The sequence below is a fragment of the Roseateles sp. FW301-B2 genome, from assembly GCF_058788955.1.
Genome location: NZ_JBYTBE010000006.1, coordinates 120413 through 142206 on the forward strand (window position 1 = coordinate 120413; position 21794 = coordinate 142206).

Genomic DNA, 21794 nt, shown 5'->3' on the forward strand with positions numbered 1-21794 from the left:
AGTTCAGTTCAGGCCTTGAAGCAGGCGACAGCCTGCTGGTCTCCCAACGCCCGCAAGACCTGACCCTCGGCCGAGCAGCGCGCCTCGGCCTTGGGGCAGCGTGCATGGAAGGCGCAGCCCGAGGGCGGCGCCAGCGGTGAGGGCAGCTCGCCCTGCAGGATGATGCGTTCGCGCCGCAGCGCCGGGTCCACGGTGGGCGTGGCCGACAGCAGTGCCTGGGTGTAGGGGTGGGCCGGGTGCTCGAACACCGCGTCGCGCGGGCCGCGTTCGACGATGCGGCCCAGGTACATCACCGCCACCTCGTCGGCCATGTGCCGCACCACCGAGAGGTCGTGCGAGATGAAGACATAGGCCACGCCCAGCTCGCGCTGCAGCTGCACCAGCAGGTTCAGCACCTGGGCGCGGATCGACACATCCAGGGCCGAGACCGGCTCGTCGAGCACCAGCACCTCGGGCTTGAGCATGAGCGCGCGCGCGATCGCCACGCGCTGGCGCTGGCCGCCCGAGAACATATGCGGATAGCGCGCGGCCTGCTCGGCGCGCAGGCCCACGCGGGCCATCATCGCTTCGGCCTCGGCGCGGCGCGAGGCGGCGTCGCCGATGCCGTTCACCAGCAGCGGCTCCATCAGCGCATCGATGACGGTCTGGCGCGGGTTCAGCGAGCCATAGGGGTTCTGGAACACGATCTGCACCTGGCGGCGCAGCAGGCGCTTCTGTTCCTCGCTGGCTGTGGCCACTTCCACGCCCTTGAGCTGCAGGCTGCCCGCGCTGGGCGCCTCGATCATGGTGAGCAGGCGCGCCAGCGTGGACTTGCCGCAGCCGGACTCGCCCACCACCGCCAGGGTCTGGCCGCGCGCCACCTCGAAGCTCACCCCGCCCAGGGCCTGGACGGTGGCGCTGCCGGTAAACAGGCCGCGGCGCACCTCGTAGCTGCGCTTCAGATCACGCGCCTTCAAGACGATTTCTGCTTTTTGATCGCTCATGCCTGCAACTCCAGAGGCACACCCGCCTGCAGCGGGGTGTGGCACAGCGCGCGGCCCAGGGCCTCGCCGGCCAGCACCGGGGCCAGGTCTTGACAGCGCTGGGTGGCATGCGCGCAGCGCGGCGCGAACAGGCAGCCCTGGGGCCGGTCGAACTGGCCGGGCACCATGCCGGGGATGGCGGCCAGCAGCTTGCTGCCGTCCTGCGCCGCATGTTCGGGCAGGGCGGCCAGCAGGGCGGCGGTATAGGGGTGGTGCGGGTTGCGGAACAGCGCGTCCGCGGCCGCCGACTCCACCTGGCGGCCGGCGTACTGCACCACCACGCGGTGGGCGGTCTCGGCCACCACGCCCAGGTCGTGGGTGATCAGCACCAGGCCCATGCCGTTCTCGCGCTGCAGCTGCAGCAGCAGGTCGAGGATCTGCGCCTGGATGGTGACGTCCAGCGCGGTGGTGGGTTCGTCGGCGATCAGCAGCTTGGGCGAGCAGGCCAGTGCCATCGCGATCATGACGCGCTGGCTCATGCCGCCCGAGAGCTGGTGCGGGAACACGTGCAGGCGCTTGCCTGCGTCCGGGATGCCGACGCGCTCTAGCAGCTCGATCACGCGGGCGCGCCGCGCGCGGCGGTCCAGGGTGGTGTGCGCGACCAGGGCCTCGCCGATCTGGTAGCCGACGGTGAAGCAAGGGTTCAGCGAGCTCATCGGCTCCTGGAACACCATCGCCATGTCGCGGCCGACGATCTGGCGGCGTGCGCGCGGCGTGAGCTTGCTGAGGTCGTGGCCGTCGAACACCATGCGCTCGGCCGTGACGGTGGCGGTCCAGGGCAGCAGGCCCATCAGCGCCAGCATGGCCACCGACTTGCCCGAGCCTGACTCGCCGACGATGGCCAGCACCTCGTTGGGCGCGAGCTGCAGGTCCACGCCATCGACGGCCGTGAAGGCACCGCCGCGGGTGGCGAAGCGGACCGTCAGGCCCTTGATATCGAGAAGCGAACTCATGTGCGACGCATCTTGGGGTCCAGCGCATCACGCAGACCGTCACCGGTCAGGTTGATCGCGACCACGGTGAACAGGATGGCGAGGCCGGGCAGGGTGACCTGCCAGGGGTTGGAGCGGATGAACTCGCGCGCATCGGCCAGCATGGTGCCCCACTCGGCGGTGGGCGGCTGGGCGCCCAGGCCCAGAAAGCCCAGCGCCGCGGCTTCGAGGATGGCGTCCGACACGCCCAGCGCGGCCTGCACGATCAGCGGCGAGAGGCAGTTGGGCAGCACGGTGACGAACATCAGGCGCCATTTGCGCACGCCGGCGACGCGCGCGGCGGTCACATAGTCCTTGCCCAGTTCCGCCTGTGCCGAGGCGCGCAGCAGGCGCACATAGCGCGGCAGCGAGACCAGGGTCACGGCCACGATGGTGTTGGTGAGGCTGGGGCCGAGCACCGCCACCACCAGGATGGCCAGCACCAGGCCGGGCACGGCCATGATGAGATCCATGCAGCGGGTGATGAGCACGTCCACCGCGTTGCCGAACGAGACGCAGGCCAGGCCCAGCAGCACGCCGACCACCAGGGCCACGCCCATCACCGACAGGCCGATGAAGAGCGAGATGCGCGCGCCGTGGATCAGGCGCGAGAGCTGGTCGCGGCCCAGCGCGTCGGTGCCCAGCAGGAAGCGGCTGCTGCCGCCTTCTTCCCAGGCCGGCAGGGCGCGCACCGCCTCGCGGAACTGCTCGGTGGGCGAATGCGGCGCGATCAGGTCGGCAAAGATCGCCATCAGCACGATCAGCGTGAGCAGCACGAGGCCGATGACGGCGCCGCGGTTCTCGGCAAAGGCCGACCAGAAGGCCTTGAAGCGGGAGGGAGGGGCAGCGAGCTCAGCCATGACGGATGCGGGGATTGATGAGGCCGTAACTGAGATCGACCAGGAGATTGACCAGGATGACCACCGCCGAGACCAGCATCACGCCGCCCTGCAGGGCCGGGTAGTCGCGCCGCGAGATCGATTCGATCAGCCATTTGCCGATGCCGGGCCAGGAGAAGATGGTTTCGGTCAGCACCGCGCCGGCCAGCAGCGTACCCACCTGCAGGCCGATGATGGTGACCACCGGGATCAGTGCATTGCGCAGCGCATGCACGCCCACGATGCGCCAGGCCGGCAGGCCCTTGGCGCGCGCGGTGCGCACATAGTCCTCGCTCAGCACCTCCAGCATGGACGAGCGCGTCATGCGCGCGATCACCGCCAGCGGGATGGTGCCCAGCACAAAGCCCGGCAGCACCAGGTGGTGCAGCGCGTCCTTCACCGCACCGACCTGGCCCGAGAGCCAGGCATCGATGACCATGAAGCCGGTGACGGGCTCGTAGAAATACTTGATCAGGTCCACCCGGCCCGACACCGGCGTGAGGCCCCAGCGCTCGCCCACGAACATGATGAGCAGCAGCCCCCACCAGAAGATCGGCATCGAGTAGCCGGTGACCGAGAGCCCCATCAGGGTCTGGTCGAACCAGCTGCCGCGCTTGGCCGCGGCCAGGGTGCCCGCCGGCACGCCGATCAGCACCGCCAGCAGCATCGCGAACAGCGAGAGCTCGATGGTGGCGGGGAAGAGGGCGAGGAACTCGGTCAGCACCTTCTCGTTGGTGGACAGCGAGGTGCCGAAGTCGCCATGCAGCAGCTGCCAGCAGTAGTCGGCGAACTGCTTCCACACCGGCTGATCCAACCCCAGCTCGTGGCGGAACTGCGCGAGCCGCTCGGGCGAGATGCCGCGCTCGCCCACGCGCGCCTCCACCGGGTCGCCCGGCACCATGCGTATCGCCACGAAGGTGACGAACATCAGCGCGAAGAAGGTGGGGATGGTGAGCGCCAGGCGGCGCAGCAGGAACTTGAACATGGGTGGCTGCTGGCAAGGACAAACAAACACGCCCGGCCCCGTTGCATGGGGGCCGGGCGTTGCCTTGCCCTGATGGGTTTACTTCAGGTCGACGCCGTTGAACAGATGGGAGCCGAAGGGGCTCTGCTTGTAGCCGGTGACTTCCTTGCGCATCACCTCGAACACCACGCCATGCGCGATCTTGAAATCGGGCACCTCGTCGTGCTCGATCTGCTGCATCTCGCTGTAGAGCTTGGCGCGGGCCTTGTTGTCGGTAAGCGCGCGCGCCTGTTCGAGCTTGTCGTCAAAGCCCTTGTGGCACCACTTGGCCAGGTTCTGGCCGCCGGCGCGCGCGGCGTCGCAACCGTGCAGGAAGAAGAAGTTGTCCGGGTCGCCGTTGTCGCCGGTCCAGCCCATCATGCCGGTCATGTGCTCGCCCTGCTGCAGGCGCTTGCGGTACTCGCCCCACTCGTAGCTCACCAGCTTGGCGTTCACGCCCACCTTGGCCAGGTCGGACTGCATCATCTCGGCAATGCGCTTGGCATTGGGGTTGTAGGGGCGCTGCACCGGCATGTACCAGAGGTCGATCTCCAGCGGCAGCTTGAGGCCCGACTTGGCGAGCAGCTCCTTGGCCTTGGCGGGGTCGAAGGGTACGTCCTTGATGGCGTCGTTGTAGCCCATCAGGGTGGGCGGGATGAAGTTCTTGGCGGGCAGGCCGGCACCCAGGTAGACATCCTTCAGGATCGCCGCCTTGTCCACCGCCATCGAGAGCGCCAGCCGCACGTCCTTCTTGTCCAGCGGCGGCTTCTGCGTGTTGAAGGCCCAGTAGGCGATGTTCATGCCGGGCGCGCTGATGACCTTGAGCGCGGGGTCCTTCTGCATCTCGGGCAGGTCGGCCGGGCGCGGGTAGGCAGCGAAATGGCATTCGCCGGCCTTGAGCTTGCTGTAGCGCGCGGTCGGGTCGGGCGTGATGGCGAACACCAGGTCGTCCACCAGGGCCTTCTCGCCGAAATAGTCCTTGTTGGCCTTGTAGCGGATCACCGCGTCCTTCTGGTACATCACGAAGTTGAAGGGGCCGGTGCCCACGGGCACCTGGTCGAACTGCTCCTTCTTGTTCTGCTTGGCCAGGGCGTCGGCATATTCGGCCGACTGGATGGACGCGAACTCCATCGCCAGATTCGCCAGCATGGTGGCGTTGGGGCGTTTGAACACCAGCTTGACGGTGAGCGGATCCACCTTCTCCACCGCCACCAAGTCGTCCTTCAGGCCCATGTCGGCGAAGTAGTCGAACTTGCCGCCCGAGACCTTGGCATAGGGGTGATCGGCCTTCCACTGGCGCTCGAAGCTCCACACCACGTCGTCGGCATTGAAGTCGCGCGTGGCCTTGAAGCCGGGCACGCTGTGGAACTTGACGCCGGCGCGCAGCTTGAAGGTATAGGTCTTGCCGTCGGGCGAGATGGTCCAGCTTTCGGCAAGACCTGGCACCACCTCGGTGCTGCCGCGCTTGAAGGCGGTGAGCTTGTCGAACACGCCGCGGATGGTGTCGAAGCTGGTGCCGGTGGTGTTGAGCGCGGGGGTGAAGTTCTCGGGCGAACCTTCGGAGCAATACACCAGGGTCTTGGCCTGGGCGGCGCCGCTCAGCAGGCCCAGACTCAGCAACGTGGCGGGCACGGCGGCCAATCGCAGGAATCGCGTCTTCTTCATCTCACCCTCCATGAAAAGTCGGCCGATGCTAGCCGGTCTGCCGGCATCAAACATCGGGGTAACCCGGGGTGACTTCAGCTACCTTGCAAGGCGGTCTGGATCTCGCTGCGCAGGCGGCGCAGCGCCTGCAGCTCGGCATCGGGTGTCTGCAGGGCCGGCCAGAGCAGGGCCACCAGGTCGCGCGCGCTCTGGTCCACATCGATCTGGCGCCCGGCGATGATGACCTCCCAGAGCATGTGCTCCATGGGGCCGAACACCAGCGAGCGCAACATGCGCAGCGGGATGTCCTGGCGCACCTGGCCCAGGGCCTGGCCGCGCGAGAGCAGGTCCATCAGCGGTGCGGTATAGCGACGTTGCAGCTCGATGAAGGCCTCGCCGAACTCGGCGCCCTGTTCCGCACCTTTGGCGTTGGTCATGTCGGCCTCGCGCTTGCGGCCCTCCGACAGAACCAGCTCGCACAGTCCCGTGCCCTGGATCAGGAACAGGCGCAGGTGGGTGTGCACCACGAACTCCAGCTGCTCGCGCACCGAGGCCTCGCGCGGCAGGCCGCCCTCGATGGCGGCAATGATCTCGTCGTACCAGTCGGCGATCACCCGCATGCAGAGCTCGCGCTTGCCGCGGAAATAGGTGAACACGGTGGCCTCGGAAATGCCCAGCTGCTTGGCGATCTCGGTGGTGGTGGCCTTTTCGTAGCCGCGCTGGGCAAAGACCGATCGGCCCACGCGCAGGATGTCGCGCACGCGCTGCTCTGCCTTGGCGCTGACGGGCGCGCGGCGTGCGGTGCTGGCGGGGAGAATGGCGCTCACGGGGCGCATTCTGCGTGGGAATTGAGTAAAGCTCAAGTCTTTGTGAGGCCGGCTTGCCTTGGGGCGCCGGCTGGCTTATCCTTGCGGCCTCGTGTGTGCGCTGCCGACCTGGGCAGGGCGCTGCAACAAGATGAATTGAGCCGTACTCAGTTTGTACGCCTCGCTGGAGACACCATGCCGGTTTTGACCACCAAACTGAACGCCCGCTCGGCCGATTTCAAGGCCAATGCCGAGGCCATGCGGGCGCTCATCGCCGACCTCAGCGCGCGGCTTGAAAAGATCGCCCAGGGTGGTGGCGAGGCCGCGCGTGCCAAGCACACCGCACGCGGCAAACTGCTGCCGCGCGACCGGGTGGAGATGCTGCTGGACCCCGGCACGCCGTTTCTGGAACTGGCCCCGCTGGCCGGCCTGAATATGTATGACAACGCCGCGCCCGGCGGCGGCATCGTCGCCGGCATCGGCCGCGTCTCGGGCGTGGAATGCATGATCGTGTGCAACGACGCCACGGTGAAGGGCGGCACCTACTATCCCATCACGGTGAAGAAGCATCTGCGCGCTCAGGAGATCGCCGAGCAGAACCATCTGCCCTGCATCTATCTGGTGGACTCGGGCGGCGCCAATCTGCCGAACCAGGACGAGGTCTTCCCGGACCGCGACCATTTCGGCCGCATCTTCTACAACCAGGCCAATCTCTCGGCCAAGGGGCTGGCGCAGATCGCCGTGGTGATGGGCTCCTGCACGGCGGGCGGCGCCTATGTGCCGGCGATGAGCGACGAGACCATCATCGTGAAGAACCAGGGCACCATCTTCCTGGGCGGCCCGCCGCTGGTGAAGGCCGCCACCGGGGAGGTGGTGAGCGCCGAGGACCTGGGCGGCGGCGATGTGCACACCCGCCTCTCGGGCGTGGCCGACCACCTGGCCAACAACGACACCCATGCGCTGGCGATCGCACGCCAGTCGGTGGCGCGCCTGAACTGGCAGAAGAACATCGGCATGGCCATGCAGGCGCCGCGTGCGCCGCTGTTCGACGCCACCGAGTTGCATGGCGTGATCCCGACCGACACGCGCAAGCCCTTCGATGTGCGCGAGGTGATCGCGCGCGTCGTCGACGGCAGCGAATTCGATGAATTCAAGGCCCGCTACGGCGCCACCCTGGTGTGCGGCTTCGCCCATATCGAGGGCATGCCGGTGGGCATCGTCGCCAACAACGGCATCCTGTTCGCCGAGAGCGCCAACAAGGGCGCGCACTTCATCGAGCTGTGCTGCCAGCGCAAGATCCCGCTGGTGTTCCTGCAGAACATCACCGGCTTCATGGTGGGCCGCAAGTACGAGAACGAGGGCATTGCCCGCGCCGGCGCCAAGATGGTCACCGCCGTGGCCTGCGCCCAGGTGCCCAAGTTCACCGTCATCATTGGCGGCAGCTTCGGTGCCGGCAATTACGGCATGTGCGGCCGCGCCTACAGCCCGCGCTTCCTGTGGATGTGGCCCAACGCGCGCATTTCGGTGATGGGCGGCGAGCAGGCCGCCAGCGTGCTGGCCACCGTCAAACGCGACGGCATCGAGGCCAAGGGCGGTTCGTGGAGCGCGGAGGAAGAGGAAAGCTTCAAGGCGCCGATCCGCCAGCAGTACGAAGACCAGGGCCATCCCTATTACGCCAGCGCCCGCCTGTGGGACGACGGCGTGATCGACCCCGCCGACACGCGCCGCGTGCTGGCGCTGGGCCTGTCGGCCGCGCTCAACGCGCCGATCCCGGACACCAAGTTCGGCGTGTTCCGCATGTAAACCGCCGCAAGGCCTGGCAAGACCCGACCCCATGATCGTGATCCGCCCCCTGCGTGCCGACGATGATCTGCACGCGCTCACCGCGCTGCTGCACAAGGCCTATGCGGCCCTGGCCGCGCAGGGCTGGAACTTCACCGCGGCCGACCAGAGCGTGGCCGTGACCGCCAAGCGGGTGGCCGCCGGCGGCTGCCTGGTGGCGGAGCGCGCGGGCCGCCTGCTGGGCACGGTGAATGTGCGCGGCCCCTACCGGCCCGAGCAGGATGCCTGGTGCCTCAACACGCCCTGGTATCTGCGCGAGGACACCGCCATCCTGTCGCAGTTCGCCGTCGACCCGGATTGCCAGGGCCAGGGCCTGGGCGAGCGCCTGATGGACGCAGCAGAGGCCTGGGCCACCGAGCGCGGCTTTGCCCATGTGGCGCTCGACACCGCCGGCCCCACCCAGCACCTGCGCCAGCGCTATCTCAAGCGCGGCTACCAGCAGGTCGGGGAGGTGCAGTGGGACGGCAAGACCTATTCCAGCGTGCTGATGGTGAAGCCGCTGCAGATGGAAATGAGCAAGACATGAGCAACAGCAGCCTGAAGATCGAACGGCAGGGGCCTATCCCCAATGTCGCCCGCGTCACTCTCAACCGCCCCGAGGTGCGCAATGCCTTCAACGAGGCGGTGATCGCCGAACTCACGCAGGCCTTTGCCGAGCTGGGGCAAGACCCGACCCTGCGCGCCATCGTGCTGGCCGCCGAGGGCAAGGCCTTCTGCGCCGGCGCCGATCTCAACTGGATGAAGGCCATGGCCGGCTACAGCTGGGACGAGAACCACGCCGATGCCTCGCGCCTGGCCGAGATGCTGTGGACGATCTACAGCTGCCCGGTGCCCGTGATCGCACGTGTGCAGGGCGATGTCTATGCCGGCGGCGTGGGCCTGGTGTCGGTGTGCGACATGGTGGTGGCGGTGGAGGGCGCGGGCTTCTGCCTGTCGGAGGCCAAGCTGGGCCTGCTGCCGGCCACCATCGGCCCCTATGTGGTGCGGGCGTTGGGCGAGCAGGCCTCGCGCCGCTACTTCCTCACCGCCGAGCGCTTCGGCGCCGCCGAGGCGCAGCGCCTGGGCCTGGTGCATGAGCTGGCCACGCCGGAGACGCTGGATGAGCGGGTCGATGCCCTGCTGGCGGCCCTGGTGGCCAACGGCCCGGCCGCCGTGCGCGCCTGCAAGAAGCTGGTGCAGGACGTGGCCCATCAGGCCATCACGCCGGCGCTGCGCGACGACACTGCGCGCCGCATTGCCGACATCCGCGCCAGCGCCGAGGGCCGCGAAGGTGTGCAGTCCTTCCTGAACAAGAGCAAGCCCAGCTGGCTGGCATGACGACGATGAGCGCGACCCAGGCCCTGCAGCGCCGCAGCCTCGATGCGGTGTGGCACCCCTGCACACAGATGGCACGGGCCGAGGCGGTGCCGCCGCTGCCGATCGCGCGCGGCGAGGGGCCGTGGCTCCACGACTTCGACGGCCGGCGCTATTTCGATGCCAACAGCAGCTGGTGGGTGAACCTGTTCGGCCATGCCGATGCCGGCATCAACGCCGCCATCAAGCAGCAGCTCGACACCTTGCCGCATGTGATGCTGGCGGGCTGCACCCATGAGCCGGCGGTACGCCTGGCCGAGCGGCTCTCGGCGCGTACCGGCGGCGCCCTGGGCCATTGCTTCTTCGGCAGCGACGGCGCCAGCGCGGTGGAGATCGCGCTCAAGCAGAGCTTTCACTCCTGGCGCAATCTGGGCCGCGGCGACAAGCGTGAGTTCGTCTGCCTGAAGAACGGTTACCACGGCGAGACGATCGGCGCGCTGGCCGTCACCGATGTGGCGATCTTCCGCGATGCCTACGACCCGCTGCTGATGCGCGCCCATATCGTGAGCTCGCCCGACAGCCGCCTGGGCAACGAGGCCGAGGCCCTGGCCGCGATGCGCGCCCTGATGGCCGAGCGCCATGAACATATCGCCGCGGTGATCGTCGAGCCCCTGGTGCAGGGCGCCGCCGGCATGGTGATGCACGCGCCCTCGTACCTGAAGGCGCTGCGTGAACTGACGCGCGAGTTCGACGTGCACCTGATCGCCGATGAAATTGCGGTGGGATGTGGCCGCACGGGCACCTTCTTCGCATGGGAACAAACTCAGACGGATTGGCCCGACTTCATCCTGCTATCGAAAGGCATCACCGCCGGCACCCTGCCGCTGTCGCTGGTGCTCACCACCGATGCGGTCTATCGCGCCTTCTGGTCCGAGGATGTGACGCGCGGCTTTCTGCATTCGCATTCCTACACCGGCAATGCCCTGGCCTGCGCCGCCGCCAACGCGGTGCTGGACCGCTTCGATGCCGGGCAGTTGGAGGCCAATCGCGTGCAGGCCGCCCTGCTGGCCGAGGCCTTCGCGCCGCTGGCGGCGGACCCACGGGTCGAGCACTTTCGCCAGCGCGGCATGATCCTGGCCTTCGACGTGAAGAAGCCCGGCGAACGGTTCGCCGAACGTTTCCATCTGGCGGCGCGCGCCCATGAGCTGCTGATCCGGCCGATCGGCGCCACCGTCTACCTGATGCCCCCCTATCTGATTGATGCTCAGCAGACCGCGGCCTTCCTGGCCGAGGCCGTGCGCCGGACCCTCGACGATGTTGCTTGAACACCTGAACACCAAGCTCAAGGCCATCGAGGCGCAAAGCCTCACGCGCTTCCTGCGCCAGGCCGAGAGCCGCACCGCGCCGCGCCAGATCGTGCGTGGCGCCGATGGCATCGCGCGCGAACTGCTGATGTTCTGCTCCAACGACTACCTGGGCCTGGCCGCCCATCCACGCGTCGCCGAGGCGCTGGCCGAGGGCGCGCGCATCTATGGCGGCGGCTCGGGCGCCTCGCCGCTGATCAGCGGCCACACGGTGGCGCATGAGCGCGTCGCCCAGACCCTGGCCGACTGGTTCGCGCCGCATATCCCGCAGGCGCGCGCGATCGGCTTCTGCACCGGCTATATGGCCAATCTGGCGGTGGTCACCGCGCTGGGCGATGAGCAGACCGAGATCTTCTCGGAGGCGCTCAACCATGCCTCGCTGATCGACGGCACCCGCCTGGCCAAGGCCAAGGTCACACGCTTCGGCCATGCCGACGTGGGCCAGCTGCGCACGCTGCTGGCGGCGAGCCAGGCCAAGATCAAGCTGATCGTCAGCGATGCCGTCTTCAGCATGGATGGCGACCTCGCGCCGCTGCCCGCCTTGCTGGCCCTGGCCGAGGAATTCGATGCCTGGCTGATCGTCGACGATGCCCATGGCTTCGGCGTGCTGGGCGCCAAGGGCCGTGGCTCACTGGAGCATTTCGACCTGAAGAGCCAGCGCCTGATCCTGGTGGGCACGCTGGGCAAGGCCGCGGGCCTGGCCGGCGCCTTCGTGGTGGCGCATGAGACGGTGGTCGAGTACCTGCTGCAGGCCGCCCGCAACTTCATCTTCTCCACCGCCTCGCCGGCCGCCATCGAGCATGCGCTGCTCACCAGCTTCGATCTGATCGAGGGCGAAACCGGCGTGCAGCGCCGCGAGAACCTGGTGCGCCTGCAAGCCCAGCTGCGCAAGGGCATCGAGGCCTTGCTGGCCCGCCATCCGCGCCTGGGCTGGAAGCTGGCCGCCTCCGAGACGCCGGTGCAGCCGCTGATCGTCGGCGGCAATGCCGAGGTGATGCAGCTGGCCGCAAGGCTGGAGCGCGAGGGCCTGCGCGTGCCCGGTATCCGCCCGCCCACCGTGCCCAAGGGCGAGGCGCGGCTGCGCATCACGCTGTGCGCCACGCACAGTGCGGCCGATGTGGAACAGCTGCTGGCGGCGCTCGCGTCGGCGGCCGCGGACATGGACAGGGTGGCAGCATGAGAGGCTTCTTCATCACCGGCACCGACACCGAGATCGGCAAGACCTGCATCAGCGCCGGCCTGACCCACGCGTTTGCGCAGCTGGGCCTGCGCGTGGCCGCCATCAAGCCGATCGCGGCGGGGCAGGACTTCGTCGACGGCGCCTGGGTCAACGAGGACGTGCGGCGCCTGCGCGCGGCCAGCAATATGGCGCTCAGCGATGCCGAGGTCGGCCCGCTGCAGCTGCGCGCCGCCTGCGCGCCGCACATCGCCGCCCGCCTGGAGGACTGCACCATTGATCGCGAGCCGCTGCTGCATGCCGTGCGCAGCACCGCCGCGCGCGCCGAGCTGTGCATCGTCGAAGGCGTGGGCGGCTTCCGCGTGCCCCTGGGCCCGCATTGGGACACCGCCGACCTGGCGGCCGATCTGCAGCTGCCGGTGGTGCTGGTGGTCGGCCTGCGTCTGGGTTGCATCAACCACGCCCTGCTCACCGCCGAGGCGATTGCCGCGCGCGGCCTGCGGCTGGCCGCCTGGGTGGCCAATACGGTGGACACCGAGATGCCCCATGTGGCGGACAATCTGGCCGCATTGACGGCGGTGCTGTCCGCCGCACCCTTCAACGCTCCCTGCTGGGGCCATGTGCCCCGGCTCTTCGATCCTTCCCCTGCGGCAGTCGCCGCGCATCTGCCTCAGCCGCCGCTGCTGCAAGCCCTGGAATCCTTCCCATGAAACAGACGTTTAACCAAGTCCAGTCCCTCACTCCCAGCACCGACGCCGAGCGCCGCAACAGCAAGGCCTGGACGGTCAACGAGGTCGCCGCCCTGTTCGAGCTGCCCTTCAACGACCTGATGTTCCGCGCCCAGCAGGTGCACCGCGAGAACTTCGACGCCAACGCGGTGCAGCTCTCCACGCTGCTCTCGATCAAGACCGGCGGCTGCGAAGAGGATTGCAAGTACTGCCCGCAGTCGGCGCACTTCGATACCGGCCTGAAGGCCGAGAAGCTGCTGCCCTTGCAGGAGGTGATGGAGGCGGCGCGCGCCGCCAAGGCCAATGGCGCCACGCGCTTCTGCATGGGCGCGGCCTGGCGCACGCCCAAGGAACGCCATCTGGAGGCGATCGGCGAGATGATCACCGAGGTCAAGGCCCTGGGCCTGGAGACCTGCCTCACCGCCGGCATGCTGGGTGACGGCCAGGCCGAGCAATTGCGCGAGGCAGGCCTGGACTATTACAACCACAACCTCGACACCTCGCCCGAGTTCTACGGCCAGATCATCACCACGCGCACCTACCAGGACCGCCTGGACACGCTGGACCGCGTGCGCAATGTCGGCCTGAAGGTCTGCTCGGGCGGCATCGTCGGCCTGGGCGAGACGCGCCGCGAGCGTGCCGGCCTGCTGGTGCAACTGGCCAATCTGGATCCCTATCCCGAGTCGGTGCCCATCAACAACCTGGTGCAGGTGGAAGGCACGCCGCTGGCCGGCACCGCCGCGCTGGACCCGTTCGAGTTCGTGCGCACCATCGCGGTGGCCCGCATCATCATGCCGCGCGCCATGGTGCGCCTCTCGGCCGGCCGCGAGGAGATGCCCGAGTCGCTGCAAAGCCTCTGTTTCCTGGCCGGTGCCAACAGCATGTTCTATGGCGACAAGCTGCTCACCACCAGCAACCCGCAGGCCGAGAAGGACCGCGCCCTGCTGGAGCGCCTGGGCATGCATTGCGCCACCGAGGCCGAGCTGAGCGCCGAGCCCAGTGCCGGCTGCAGCGAGCACGGCTGCGCCACGCACTGAACCGACAAGAAAAAACGAAGACCCCGGAGACTCCGCCATGTTCAAGAAGATCCTCATTGCCAACCGCGGCGAAATCGCCTGCCGCGTGGCGGCCACCGCGCGCCGTCTGGGCGTCAAGACCGTGGCGGTCTATTCCGAGGCCGATGCGCGTGCCAAGCATGTGCAGGCCTGCGATGAGGCGGTGCTGATCGGCGGCCCGGCGCCGCGCGATTCCTACCTGCAGTGGCAGCGCATCATCGAGGCGGCCAAGGCCACCGGCGCCGAGGCCGTGCACCCCGGCTACGGCTTTCTGAGCGAGAACGAGGAGTTCGCTGAAGCCTGCGCCAAGGCCGGCCTGGTCTTCATCGGCCCGCCGTCCTCGGCGATTCGCGCGATGGGCCTGAAGGCCGAGTCCAAGCGTCTGATGGAAGCGGCCGGCGTGCCCCTGGTGCCCGGCTATCACGGCGCCGACCAGGACCCGGCCCTGCTGAAGCGGGAGGCCGACCGCATCGGCTATCCGGTGCTGATCAAGGCCAGCGCCGGCGGCGGCGGCAAGGGCATGCGTGCGGTGCTGCAGGCGACCGACTTTGACGCCGCACTGGCCTCCTGCAAGCGCGAGGCCATCAACAGCTTTGGCGACGATGCGGTGCTGATCGAGCGCTATGTGCAGAAGCCCCGCCATATCGAGATCCAGGTGTTCGGCGACAGCCAGGGCAGCTGCGTCTACCTGTTCGAGCGCGACTGCTCGGTGCAGCGCCGCCACCAGAAGGTGCTGGAAGAGGCACCGGCCCCCGGCATGAGCGCGGCGCGCCGCCGCGAGATGGGCGAGGCCGCGGTGGCGGCCGCCAAGGCGGTGGGCTATGTGGGCGCCGGCACGGTGGAGTTCATCGCCGAGCAGGACGGCCGTTTCTACTTCATGGAAATGAACACCCGCCTGCAGGTGGAGCATCCGGTCACCGAAGCCATCACCGGCCAGGACCTGGTGGAGTGGCAATTGCGCGTGGCCAGCGGCGAACCGCTGCCGCTCAAGCAGCATGAGCTGCAGATGCACGGGCACGCCATCGAGGCGCGCATCTGTGCCGAGAATCCCGACGGCGGCTTCCTGCCCGCCACCGGCCGCCTGGACGTGGCGCGCTGGCCGGCGCATGTGAGCTTCGAGCGCGGCCACGTGCGCATCGATGCCGGCGTGGGCGAGGGCGACGAGATCAGCCCTTACTACGACTCCATGGTGGCCAAGCTGATCGTCTGGGGCGAGGACCGCGCCCAGGCCCTGGCGCGCCTGGATGCGGCGCTGCGCGACACGCATATCGTCGGCCTGCAGACCAATGTGGCCTTTTTGCGCCGCTGCGCCGCCACCGCTTCCTTCGCCGGTGCGGATCTGGACACCGGCCTGATCGAGCGCGAGCGCGCTGCGCTGTTCGACCAGCCCGGCCTGCCGCTGCAGATCAGCGCCGCCGCGGTGGTGGCCCATACCCTAGCCAAGGAAGCCGCGCTGCAGAGCGCCGACCCCTGGACTGCACGCGACGGCTGGCGCATGTACGGCGCCTCGGCACGCCGTTTCGATCTGGAGGCCGGTGGCACGCACCACGAGGTGCTGCTCTCGCGACACCACCAGGGTGGCATGCATCTCACGGTGGAGGGGCAGTCTTTGCCTTTCGCGGTGAACTCCGCGGGCCTCGAATCGCATGAACTGCTGCTGGGTGAAGGTCTGGCACAGCGGCGCGTGACGGTGAAGACCTATGCCCAGGGCGAGCGCGTCGCCGTGTTCGCGGCCGAGGGTTCGGCCATCGTCACCGAGGTGGACGTGATTGCCCATGCCGGCGAGGGTGGCGGCGAAGGCGGCCGCCTCACCGCCCCGATGCCCGGCAAGCTGGTGTCCTTCCTGGCCCAGCCCGGCGACAAGGTGGCCAAGGGCCAGGCGCTGGCGGTGATGGAAGCGATGAAGATGGAGCACACCATCAACGCGCCGCGCGACGGCGTGGTGGCCGAGTTGCTGTTCGCCGTCGGCGATCAGGTGACGGATGGTGCCGAACTGCTGCGCATGGAGGCCTGAAAGATGAACTTGCCAAGCCGCGTCACCCTGGTCGATGTGGGCCCGCGCGACGGCCTGCAGAACGAAAAGCAGCCGGTCGCCACCGAGCACAAGGCGCAGCTGGTGGCGATGCTGCAGGCCGCCGGTCTGCGCGAGATCGAGGTCACCAGCTTCGTCAGCCCCAAATGGGTGCCGCAGATGGCCGACAACGAGGCGGTCATGGCCGCCATCGCGCGCCAGCCCGGCGTGCGCTATTCGGTGCTGACGCCGAACATGAAGGGCCTGGAGGCGGCGCTGCCGACCAAGCCGGACGAGATCGTGGTGTTCGCGGCCGCCAGCGAGGCCTTCAGCCAGAAGAACATCAATTGCTCGATCGCCGAGAGCATCGAGCGCTTCGCCCCCGTGGTGGAGGCCGCCCATGCCGCCGGCCTCAAGGTGCGCGGCGCGCTCTCCTGCGCGGTGGGATGCCCCTACGAGGGCGACATCAGCGCCGACCAGGTCGAGCGCGTGGTGCTCTTGATGAAGGGCATCGGCGTCGACCACCTGGGCGTGGCCGACACCATCGGCGTGGGCACGCCGCGCAAGATCCAGGCGGCGATGGAGCGTGCGCTCAAGCATTACCCCCTGGTGGAGGTGAGCGGCCATTTCCACGACACCTACGGCCAGGCGCTCTCCAACATCTACGCCTGCCTGGAGCTGGGCGTGCACAACTTCGACGCCAGCGTGGCCGGCCTGGGCGGCTGCCCCTATGCCAAGGGTGCGACCGGCAATGTGGCGACCGAAGACGTGGTCTTCATGCTGAATGGCCTGGGCATCGAGACCGGTATCGACATCGACAAGCTGGTCGACGCCGGCGCCTACATCTCGAACGTGCTGGGCCGCCCGCCGGTCTCGCGCGTGGGACGCGCGCTGCTGGCCAAGCGGGCGGGCTGAGCGGCCCTGGGCGGTCGGATCAGCCGCGCGAGCCCGAATCCGGGGACAAGGCCTGACCCCCGGCGTCACGGCCCGGTCATGGCGGCTTCCGAGACTGCTGGCTGTCGTTGTTGACAGCCAGACCATCGGAGCCCTCCATGTTCGTCAAGCCATCCCGCATCGCGGCCGCCATCGGCCTGCTTTCCCTGCTCGCCAGCCAGGCGCAGGCGGCCGCCACCGAGTTCGCCAACTTCACACCGCTGATCGGCAATGTGGCCGCCGGTGCGCTGCCCGAGAGCGCGCCCTTCCAGCTCTCCTCGCCCAAGTTCAGCCAGCTGCTGCTGGCTGATCGCAAGACCCAGAACAGCCTGCTGCCGGGTTCCAACTCGGGCAGCTGGGACATGATCACCGCCAACGAGACGGGCGCGCAGGCCGGCCGCTATCTGTTCATGCCCTTCGAGACCGGCAGCGCCGGCGTGCAGCGCGTGGATCTCTGGGACAAGAACTACGCCACCCGCACGGTCACCATCGTGGCGCCCGGCACGCAGGGCTTTGTCTCGGGCGATGCCTCGCGCTGGACGCCCTGGGGCAGCTACCTCACGGCCGAGGAGTCCTGGGGCAGCGGCAGCAGCAAGGGCCGGCTGTTCGAGCTGACGAATGCCACCACGGCGGCGGCCAATGGCGGCAACTTCGTGCAGCGCTCGATCTTGCCGCGCGTCTCGCACGAGGGCCTGGCCTTCGACCGGCAGAACAATCTCTACTTCGTCGACGAACTCAACGGCGGCGCCATCTACAAATACGTGTCGGCCAGCCCCAATGCCAGCAACGGCAATGACTTCTTCGCGGCCGGCCAGACCTTTGTGCTGAAGGTCGGCGCGGGCGCCCAGTTCGAAGGCAACAACGGTGCGGCCATCACGGGCGGTGCCTCCTGGGTGGCGATCACCAATGCCACAGGCGGCGCGCTGCCCGGTGTTTCCACCGTGCTGGGCGACGGCACGATTGACGGACGCGCCACCGCCGACCATGCGAGCGTGCTCGGCACCGGCTACAACCGCCCCGAGGACCTGGAGTTCAAGCTGCTGCCCAATGGCCAGCAGATGATCTACTTCACCACCACCGATTCCGACAATGACGGCGTGAGCGGCAACGGCCGGGGCCGCGTCTACTCGCTGAACCTCGATACCGGTACGGTGAAGCTGTTCGCCGACAACAACAGCATCGACCAGGCCACCGGCCTCAAGGTGGGCGCGAGCTGGAGCAACCCGGACAATCTCGCCATAGATGCCGCCGGCAATATCTATGTGATCGAAGACCAGGATGGCGGCAAGGCCGACATCTGGTTTGCCAAGGACAGCGACAACGATGGCGTGGCCGATTCGGTGGCGAAGTGGGCCAGCCTCAGCACCACCGGCGCCGAACCCACTGGCCTGTACTTCGACAAGTTCAATCCCAACCTGGCCTACGTCAATGTGCAGCATCCCAGCAGCGGCGTGGACAGCCTGGTGCAGATATCGGCGGTGCCAGAACCGCAGACCTATGCGCTGATGCTGGCCGGCCTGCTGGGCGTGGCCGGCCTGGCGCGCCGCCGTCGCGGGGACTGAAGCCGACCCACCAGCTTGTGCCAAGTTAGGGGCAGCGCATTGCCATTGCGGCCGACCCCTCGCCACAATGGGCTTTTGCCCCCCGGGAGCACAAGATGGACAAGCTGGTGATCAAGCATGGCGCGGCCTTACGTGCCAAGTACGCGGCGGCCGGGCTGGCCAAGGTGGATGCGGCGCTCAAGACCCTGGTGAGCGCCGACAAGAAGCGCGGCATCGAGACCGTGGTGCTGGACGTCAGCCTGGCCTCGGCGATGAAGCCCTATGGCGCCGCGGTGCCGGCCAAGCCCGATGCGCGCGCGCTCAAGGCCGCCATCGATGCCGTGGCCACGGCGGCCAAGCCGCACTACATCCTGCTGCTCGGCGCGCTGGACGTGCTGCCTATGGTGCCGCTGGTGAACCCGGCCTATGGCGGCCCGGGCGGGGACGACGACAAGACCGTGCCCAGCGATCTGCCCTATGCCTGCGAGGCGCCCTATGGCACCGACGTGAACCGCTTCCTGGGGCCGACCCGGGTGGTGGGGCGCCTGCCCGATGTGCCGGGCGCCAGCAAGCCCGATCTGCTGCTGCAGTTGCTGCGCGCCTCGGCCCGCGCCAAGCCGCTGCCGCGCGAGGCCTACCAGCAGAGCTTCGCGCTTTCGGCCGAGGTCTGGCAGGGCTCCACGCGCCTGAGCGTGAACAACACCTTTGGCGACGCCGCGCCGCTGAACCTGGCGCCACCCAAGGGCCCGCGCTGGGCCAAGCAAGACCTGACCCCGCGCATGCACTTCATCAACTGCCATGGCGCCGCCCATTCGCCCGAATACTTCGGCCAGCGCGGCGACGCCTATCCGGTGGCGCACCGCGCCAATCTGCTCACCGGCAAGATCACCGCCGGCACCGTGGTGGCCGCCGAGTGCTGCTATGGCGCCCAGCTCTACGATCCGGCCGAGAGCGCCGGCACCCAGGGCATCGCGCTGAGCTACCTGGCCGACGGCGCGAGCGGCTTTTTCGGCAGCACCACGATTGCCTACGGGCCCAGCGAGGGCAATGGCTCGGCCGACCTGATCTGCCAGTATTTCCTGCAGCGCGTGCTGGCGGGCTCCTCGCTGGGCCGCGCGGCGCTGGAGGCGCGCCAGAAGTTCGCCGGCGAACGCACCCATCTGGACCCCTTCGATCTGAAGACCCTGGGCCAGTTCTACCTGCTCGGCGATCCGGCCCTGCAGCCGGTGGGTTATGCCGCCCATGCCCTCAGCAAGACCAAGGCCTTCAAGCAGGCCTTCGCCAAGGTGCAGGACCGCGGTGTGCGCGGCCTGCGGCGCGAGCGGCTGGAGCGCGAGGGGCGGCACCTGGCACGCGCGCTGCCGCCGGTGCGGTCGAAGGCGCTGGAGCCGGCCGCACCGGTAGAGCGCACCATGCAGATGATGGCGCGCGAATCGGGCCTGCAGGGCGAGGTCTCGCGGCTGAGCTTCGAGATCGGCGGCAAGGGGCCGATACGTCGCATCCATGTGCTCAAGGGGCTGGCGCAGCATGGCACGGGCGAGCAGCGCGTGCCGCATGTGCTGGCCATTGTCGCCACCGAGGAGAACGGCCAGCTGCTGCATGTGCGGCGGGTGCATTCGCGCTAATTTCCACACAAAGGTTGGCCGATGAGCGAGATCGTGGGCAAGATCAGCAAGCGCCTGCTGGCGCAGGGCACGAAGAGCGAGCACCGGGGCATGGTGCTGGAGGACGCCCAGGGGCTGCAGCATGTGCTGCGGCGCGTGGGCGGCAACCCCTTTCGCGACCCCGAGCTGGAGGCGCTGGAGGGGCGCCGCCTGCGCCTGCTGGGGCGTGCCACCGAGGGTTTCTTCCTGGTCGAGCGTTGGGAAGAGGCGGCGGATTAGCGCCGATTAGCGTTGCTAATGCCGCTGTAGCGCGGCAAATGCCATTTGCGCTCGGACGGCTGCCGGTCGTACAAAGCGTGGAGCCAAGTCCTACAAGAACGGAGACAAGCCATGAAGATCGGATGCCCCAAGGAAATCAAGAACCACGAGTACCGCGTGGGCCTGACGCCCGCCAGCGTGCGCGAACTCAGCAGCCGCGGCCACAGCGTGCTGGTGCAGGCCGGTGCCGGCGCCGCCATCGGGCTGGATGACGAGCAGTACCTGGCCGCCGGCGCGCAGCTGGCGCCCGACGCCGCCACGGTGTTTGCGCAGAGCGAGATGATCGTCAAGGTCAAGGAACCGCAGCCGCAGGAATGCGCGATGCTGCGCCCCGGCCAGATCCTCTACACCTATCTGCACCTGGCGCCGGACCCCGAGCAGACCGCCGCACTCGTGAAGAGCGGCGCGATTTGCATTGCCTACGAAACTGTCACCGCGCCCGGCGGCGGCCTGCCGCTGCTGGCGCCGATGAGCGAGGTGGCCGGCCGCATGGCCGTGCAGGCCGGCGCCGCGCATCTGGAGAAGAGCAAGGGCGGCATGGGCGTGCTGCTGGGCGGCGTGCCCGGCGTGGCGCCCGCCCATGTGGTGATCCTGGGCGGCGGCGTGGTGGGCACGCATGCGCTGCAGATGGCGGTGGGCATGGGCGCGCGGGTCACCGTGCTGGACAAGAGCGTGGACCGCCTGCGCCAGCTGGACCTGGTGTTCGGCAACCGCATCACCACCCAGTACTCGACGGCGCAGAGCGTGGAAGAGGCGGTGCTGTCGGCCGATCTGGTGGTCGGTGGCGTGCTGATCCCCGGCGCCGCGGCGCCCAAGCTGGTGACGCGCGCGATGGTGTCGCGCATGAGGAAGGGTGCGGTGATCGTGGACGTGGCGATCGACCAGGGCGGTTGCTTCGAGACCTCGCACGCCACCACCCATGCCGAGCCCACCTTCGTGGTGGACGGCGTGGTGCATTACTGCGTGGCGAACATGCCCGGCGCGGTGGCGCGCACCTCCACCTTCGCGCTCAACAACGCCACCATCGGCCATGCCGTGGCGCTGGCCGACAAGGGCTGGAAGCAGGCGCTCAAGGACAACCCGCATCTGAAGGCGGGCCTGAACGTGGCCGCCGGCCATGTCACCTACGAGGCGGTGGCGCGCGACCTGGGCTATGCCTATGTGAGCGCCGACACCCTGCTGGCCTGATACGTTGATCTGGGACATTGGGGCTGCACCGGGCTGGGATAAGGTGTACAAGCATTGATCCCAGTACCGCAACGGAGGACGCCATGTCAGACCAAGTACACGCCCAGAAGGAACGCCTGGTGGCAGATTTGCACGCCGTCGTCGCCGAGGCCGAGTCCCTGCTGAAGGCCACCGCCGGCCAGGCCGGCGAGGGCGCCAGCGAGTTGCGCGCCAAGGTTCAGGCCAGCCTGGACCGCGCCAAGCGCCATCTCACCGAGTTGCAGGAGGCCGCGATCGAGAAGGCCAAGGCCGCCGGCAAGGCCACCGACAACTATGTGCACGAGAACCCCTGGCAGTCCATCGGCGTGGCGGCCGGCGTCGGCCTGCTGCTGGGCATGTTGATCGCGCGCAGCAAGTAGCCACCTGCCGCGCAGGGG

The 21794-nt window shown here is 68.4% G+C and carries 20 protein-coding genes; 14 read left to right on the top strand and 6 right to left on the bottom strand.

Going from position 1 to position 21794, the window contains the following annotated elements:
* Window positions 1-8: 8 nt before the first annotated feature.
* From AC3WQY_RS06495 to AC3WQY_RS06520, 6 genes are all read right to left on the bottom strand, one after another.
* The gene (locus tag AC3WQY_RS06495; RefSeq protein ID WP_492706808.1) at window positions 9-983 is read right to left on the bottom strand and encodes an ABC transporter ATP-binding protein; all 975 of its coding nucleotides are present in this window, start codon (window positions 981-983) and stop codon (window positions 9-11) included.
* Window positions 980-1975 carry an ABC transporter ATP-binding protein gene (locus AC3WQY_RS06500; RefSeq protein WP_492706810.1) on the bottom strand — a complete coding sequence of 332 codons (996 nt, stop codon included), beginning with the start codon at window positions 1973-1975 and terminating at the stop codon, window positions 980-982. Before AC3WQY_RS06500 ends, AC3WQY_RS06495 begins: the two co-directional genes overlap by 4 nt.
* Window positions 1972-2853 carry an ABC transporter permease subunit gene (locus AC3WQY_RS06505; protein ID WP_492706812.1) on the bottom strand — a complete coding sequence of 294 codons (882 nt, stop codon included), beginning with the start codon at window positions 2851-2853 and terminating at the stop codon, window positions 1972-1974. Before AC3WQY_RS06505 ends, AC3WQY_RS06500 begins: the two co-directional genes overlap by 4 nt.
* Window positions 2846-3856: an ABC transporter permease subunit gene (locus AC3WQY_RS06510; RefSeq protein WP_492706814.1), complete on the bottom strand. Its 1011-nt coding sequence runs from the start codon at window positions 3854-3856 to the stop codon at window positions 2846-2848. The genes AC3WQY_RS06505 and AC3WQY_RS06510 overlap by 8 nt, the downstream gene beginning before the upstream one ends.
* A 78-nt stretch (window positions 3857-3934) precedes the next feature.
* The gene (locus tag AC3WQY_RS06515; RefSeq protein WP_285233751.1) at window positions 3935-5539 is read right to left on the bottom strand and encodes an ABC transporter substrate-binding protein; all 1605 of its coding nucleotides are present in this window, start codon (window positions 5537-5539) and stop codon (window positions 3935-3937) included.
* Window positions 5540-5613: 74 nt separating this feature from the next.
* Window positions 5614-6354, bottom strand: coding sequence for a TetR/AcrR family transcriptional regulator (locus AC3WQY_RS06520; RefSeq protein ID WP_285233750.1), 741 nt, complete (start codon window positions 6352-6354; stop codon window positions 5614-5616).
* A 165-nt stretch (window positions 6355-6519) separates the two neighbouring features.
* On the opposite strand from AC3WQY_RS06520, the gene AC3WQY_RS06525 reads away from it, so the two are divergent.
* The 14 genes from AC3WQY_RS06525 to AC3WQY_RS06590 all read left to right on the top strand — a co-directional run bounded on the left by AC3WQY_RS06525 (window position 6520) and on the right by AC3WQY_RS06590 (window position 21776).
* Window positions 6520-8127, top strand: coding sequence for a carboxyl transferase domain-containing protein (locus AC3WQY_RS06525; RefSeq protein WP_285233749.1), 1608 nt, complete (start codon window positions 6520-6522; stop codon window positions 8125-8127).
* Window positions 8128-8158: 31 nt separating this feature from the next.
* Window positions 8159-8692 carry a GNAT family N-acetyltransferase gene (locus AC3WQY_RS06530; RefSeq protein WP_492706816.1) on the top strand — a complete coding sequence of 178 codons (534 nt, stop codon included), beginning with the start codon at window positions 8159-8161 and terminating at the stop codon, window positions 8690-8692.
* Complete coding sequence (locus AC3WQY_RS06535) at window positions 8689-9483, top strand: enoyl-CoA hydratase/isomerase family protein (protein WP_492706818.1); 795 nt, start codon at window positions 8689-8691, stop codon at window positions 9481-9483. Before AC3WQY_RS06530 ends, AC3WQY_RS06535 begins: the two co-directional genes overlap by 4 nt.
* Window positions 9484-9488: 5 nt before the next feature.
* Complete coding sequence (bioA, locus tag AC3WQY_RS06540) at window positions 9489-10784, top strand: adenosylmethionine--8-amino-7-oxononanoate transaminase (RefSeq protein WP_492706820.1); 1296 nt, start codon at window positions 9489-9491, stop codon at window positions 10782-10784.
* Window positions 10774-12003: an aminotransferase class I/II-fold pyridoxal phosphate-dependent enzyme gene (locus AC3WQY_RS06545; protein ID WP_492706822.1), complete on the top strand. Its 1230-nt coding sequence runs from the start codon at window positions 10774-10776 to the stop codon at window positions 12001-12003. Before bioA ends, AC3WQY_RS06545 begins: the two co-directional genes overlap by 11 nt.
* Window positions 12000-12710: a dethiobiotin synthase gene (gene bioD, locus AC3WQY_RS06550; RefSeq protein WP_492706824.1), complete on the top strand. Its 711-nt coding sequence runs from the start codon at window positions 12000-12002 to the stop codon at window positions 12708-12710. The genes AC3WQY_RS06545 and bioD overlap by 4 nt, the downstream gene beginning before the upstream one ends.
* Complete coding sequence (bioB, locus tag AC3WQY_RS06555; RefSeq protein WP_492706826.1) at window positions 12707-13765, top strand: biotin synthase BioB; 1059 nt, start codon at window positions 12707-12709, stop codon at window positions 13763-13765. The genes bioD and bioB overlap by 4 nt, the downstream gene beginning before the upstream one ends.
* 37 nt (window positions 13766-13802) lie before the next feature.
* Complete coding sequence (locus AC3WQY_RS06560) at window positions 13803-15797, top strand: acetyl/propionyl/methylcrotonyl-CoA carboxylase subunit alpha (RefSeq protein WP_492706828.1); 1995 nt, start codon at window positions 13803-13805, stop codon at window positions 15795-15797.
* 3 nt (window positions 15798-15800) lie between these two features.
* Window positions 15801-16709, top strand: a complete 909-nt coding sequence (locus AC3WQY_RS06565) for a hydroxymethylglutaryl-CoA lyase (protein WP_492706830.1) — start codon at window positions 15801-15803, stop codon at window positions 16707-16709.
* A 137-nt stretch (window positions 16710-16846) separates the two neighbouring features.
* Window positions 16847-18289 carry an alkaline phosphatase PhoX gene (locus AC3WQY_RS06570; protein WP_492706832.1) on the top strand — a complete coding sequence of 481 codons (1443 nt, stop codon included), beginning with the start codon at window positions 16847-16849 and terminating at the stop codon, window positions 18287-18289.
* A gap of 95 nt (window positions 18290-18384) precedes the next feature.
* Complete coding sequence (locus AC3WQY_RS06575; RefSeq protein WP_492706834.1) at window positions 18385-19893, top strand: C25 family cysteine peptidase; 1509 nt, start codon at window positions 18385-18387, stop codon at window positions 19891-19893.
* Between the two features lie 21 nt (window positions 19894-19914).
* A complete protein-coding gene (locus tag AC3WQY_RS06580) occupies window positions 19915-20151 on the top strand; it encodes a hypothetical protein (RefSeq protein ID WP_492706836.1) in 237 nt (78 codons plus the stop codon).
* Window positions 20152-20262: 111 nt separating this feature from the next.
* Window positions 20263-21378: an alanine dehydrogenase gene (ald, locus tag AC3WQY_RS06585; RefSeq protein WP_285233737.1), complete on the top strand. Its 1116-nt coding sequence runs from the start codon at window positions 20263-20265 to the stop codon at window positions 21376-21378.
* A gap of 83 nt (window positions 21379-21461) precedes the next feature.
* Window positions 21462-21776: an ElaB/YgaM/YqjD family protein gene (locus AC3WQY_RS06590; protein ID WP_285233736.1), complete on the top strand. Its 315-nt coding sequence runs from the start codon at window positions 21462-21464 to the stop codon at window positions 21774-21776.
* The last annotated feature ends 18 nt before the right edge of the window (window positions 21777-21794 follow it).

Bases quoted from the DNA above. Each gene is read 5' to 3' on its own strand.
- AC3WQY_RS06495 (WP_492706808.1), bottom strand. From the start codon at position 983: ATGAGCGATCAAAAAGCAGAAATCGTCTTGAAGGCGCGTGATCTGAAG.
- AC3WQY_RS06500 (WP_492706810.1), bottom strand. From the start codon at position 1,975: ATGAGTTCGCTTCTCGATATCAAGGGCCTGACGGTCCGCTTCGCCACC.
- AC3WQY_RS06505 (WP_492706812.1), bottom strand. From the start codon at position 2,853: ATGGCTGAGCTCGCTGCCCCTCCCTCCCGCTTCAAGGCCTTCTGGTCG.
- AC3WQY_RS06510 (WP_492706814.1), bottom strand. From the start codon at position 3,856: ATGTTCAAGTTCCTGCTGCGCCGCCTGGCGCTCACCATCCCCACCTTC.
- AC3WQY_RS06515 (WP_285233751.1), bottom strand. From the start codon at position 5,539: ATGAAGAAGACGCGATTCCTGCGATTGGCCGCCGTGCCCGCCACGTTG.
- AC3WQY_RS06520 (WP_285233750.1), bottom strand. From the start codon at position 6,354: ATGCGCCCCGTGAGCGCCATTCTCCCCGCCAGCACCGCACGCCGCGCG.
- AC3WQY_RS06525 (WP_285233749.1), top strand. From the start codon at position 6,520: ATGCCGGTTTTGACCACCAAACTGAACGCCCGCTCGGCCGATTTCAAG.
- AC3WQY_RS06530 (WP_492706816.1), top strand. From the start codon at position 8,159: ATGATCGTGATCCGCCCCCTGCGTGCCGACGATGATCTGCACGCGCTC.
- AC3WQY_RS06535 (WP_492706818.1), top strand. From the start codon at position 8,689: ATGAGCAACAGCAGCCTGAAGATCGAACGGCAGGGGCCTATCCCCAAT.
- bioA (WP_492706820.1), top strand. From the start codon at position 9,489: ATGAGCGCGACCCAGGCCCTGCAGCGCCGCAGCCTCGATGCGGTGTGG.
- AC3WQY_RS06545 (WP_492706822.1), top strand. From the start codon at position 10,774: ATGTTGCTTGAACACCTGAACACCAAGCTCAAGGCCATCGAGGCGCAA.
- bioD (WP_492706824.1), top strand. From the start codon at position 12,000: ATGAGAGGCTTCTTCATCACCGGCACCGACACCGAGATCGGCAAGACC.
- bioB (WP_492706826.1), top strand. From the start codon at position 12,707: ATGAAACAGACGTTTAACCAAGTCCAGTCCCTCACTCCCAGCACCGAC.
- AC3WQY_RS06560 (WP_492706828.1), top strand. From the start codon at position 13,803: ATGTTCAAGAAGATCCTCATTGCCAACCGCGGCGAAATCGCCTGCCGC.
- AC3WQY_RS06565 (WP_492706830.1), top strand. From the start codon at position 15,801: ATGAACTTGCCAAGCCGCGTCACCCTGGTCGATGTGGGCCCGCGCGAC.
- AC3WQY_RS06570 (WP_492706832.1), top strand. From the start codon at position 16,847: ATGTTCGTCAAGCCATCCCGCATCGCGGCCGCCATCGGCCTGCTTTCC.
- AC3WQY_RS06575 (WP_492706834.1), top strand. From the start codon at position 18,385: ATGGACAAGCTGGTGATCAAGCATGGCGCGGCCTTACGTGCCAAGTAC.
- AC3WQY_RS06580 (WP_492706836.1), top strand. From the start codon at position 19,915: ATGAGCGAGATCGTGGGCAAGATCAGCAAGCGCCTGCTGGCGCAGGGC.
- ald (WP_285233737.1), top strand. From the start codon at position 20,263: ATGAAGATCGGATGCCCCAAGGAAATCAAGAACCACGAGTACCGCGTG.
- AC3WQY_RS06590 (WP_285233736.1), top strand. From the start codon at position 21,462: ATGTCAGACCAAGTACACGCCCAGAAGGAACGCCTGGTGGCAGATTTG.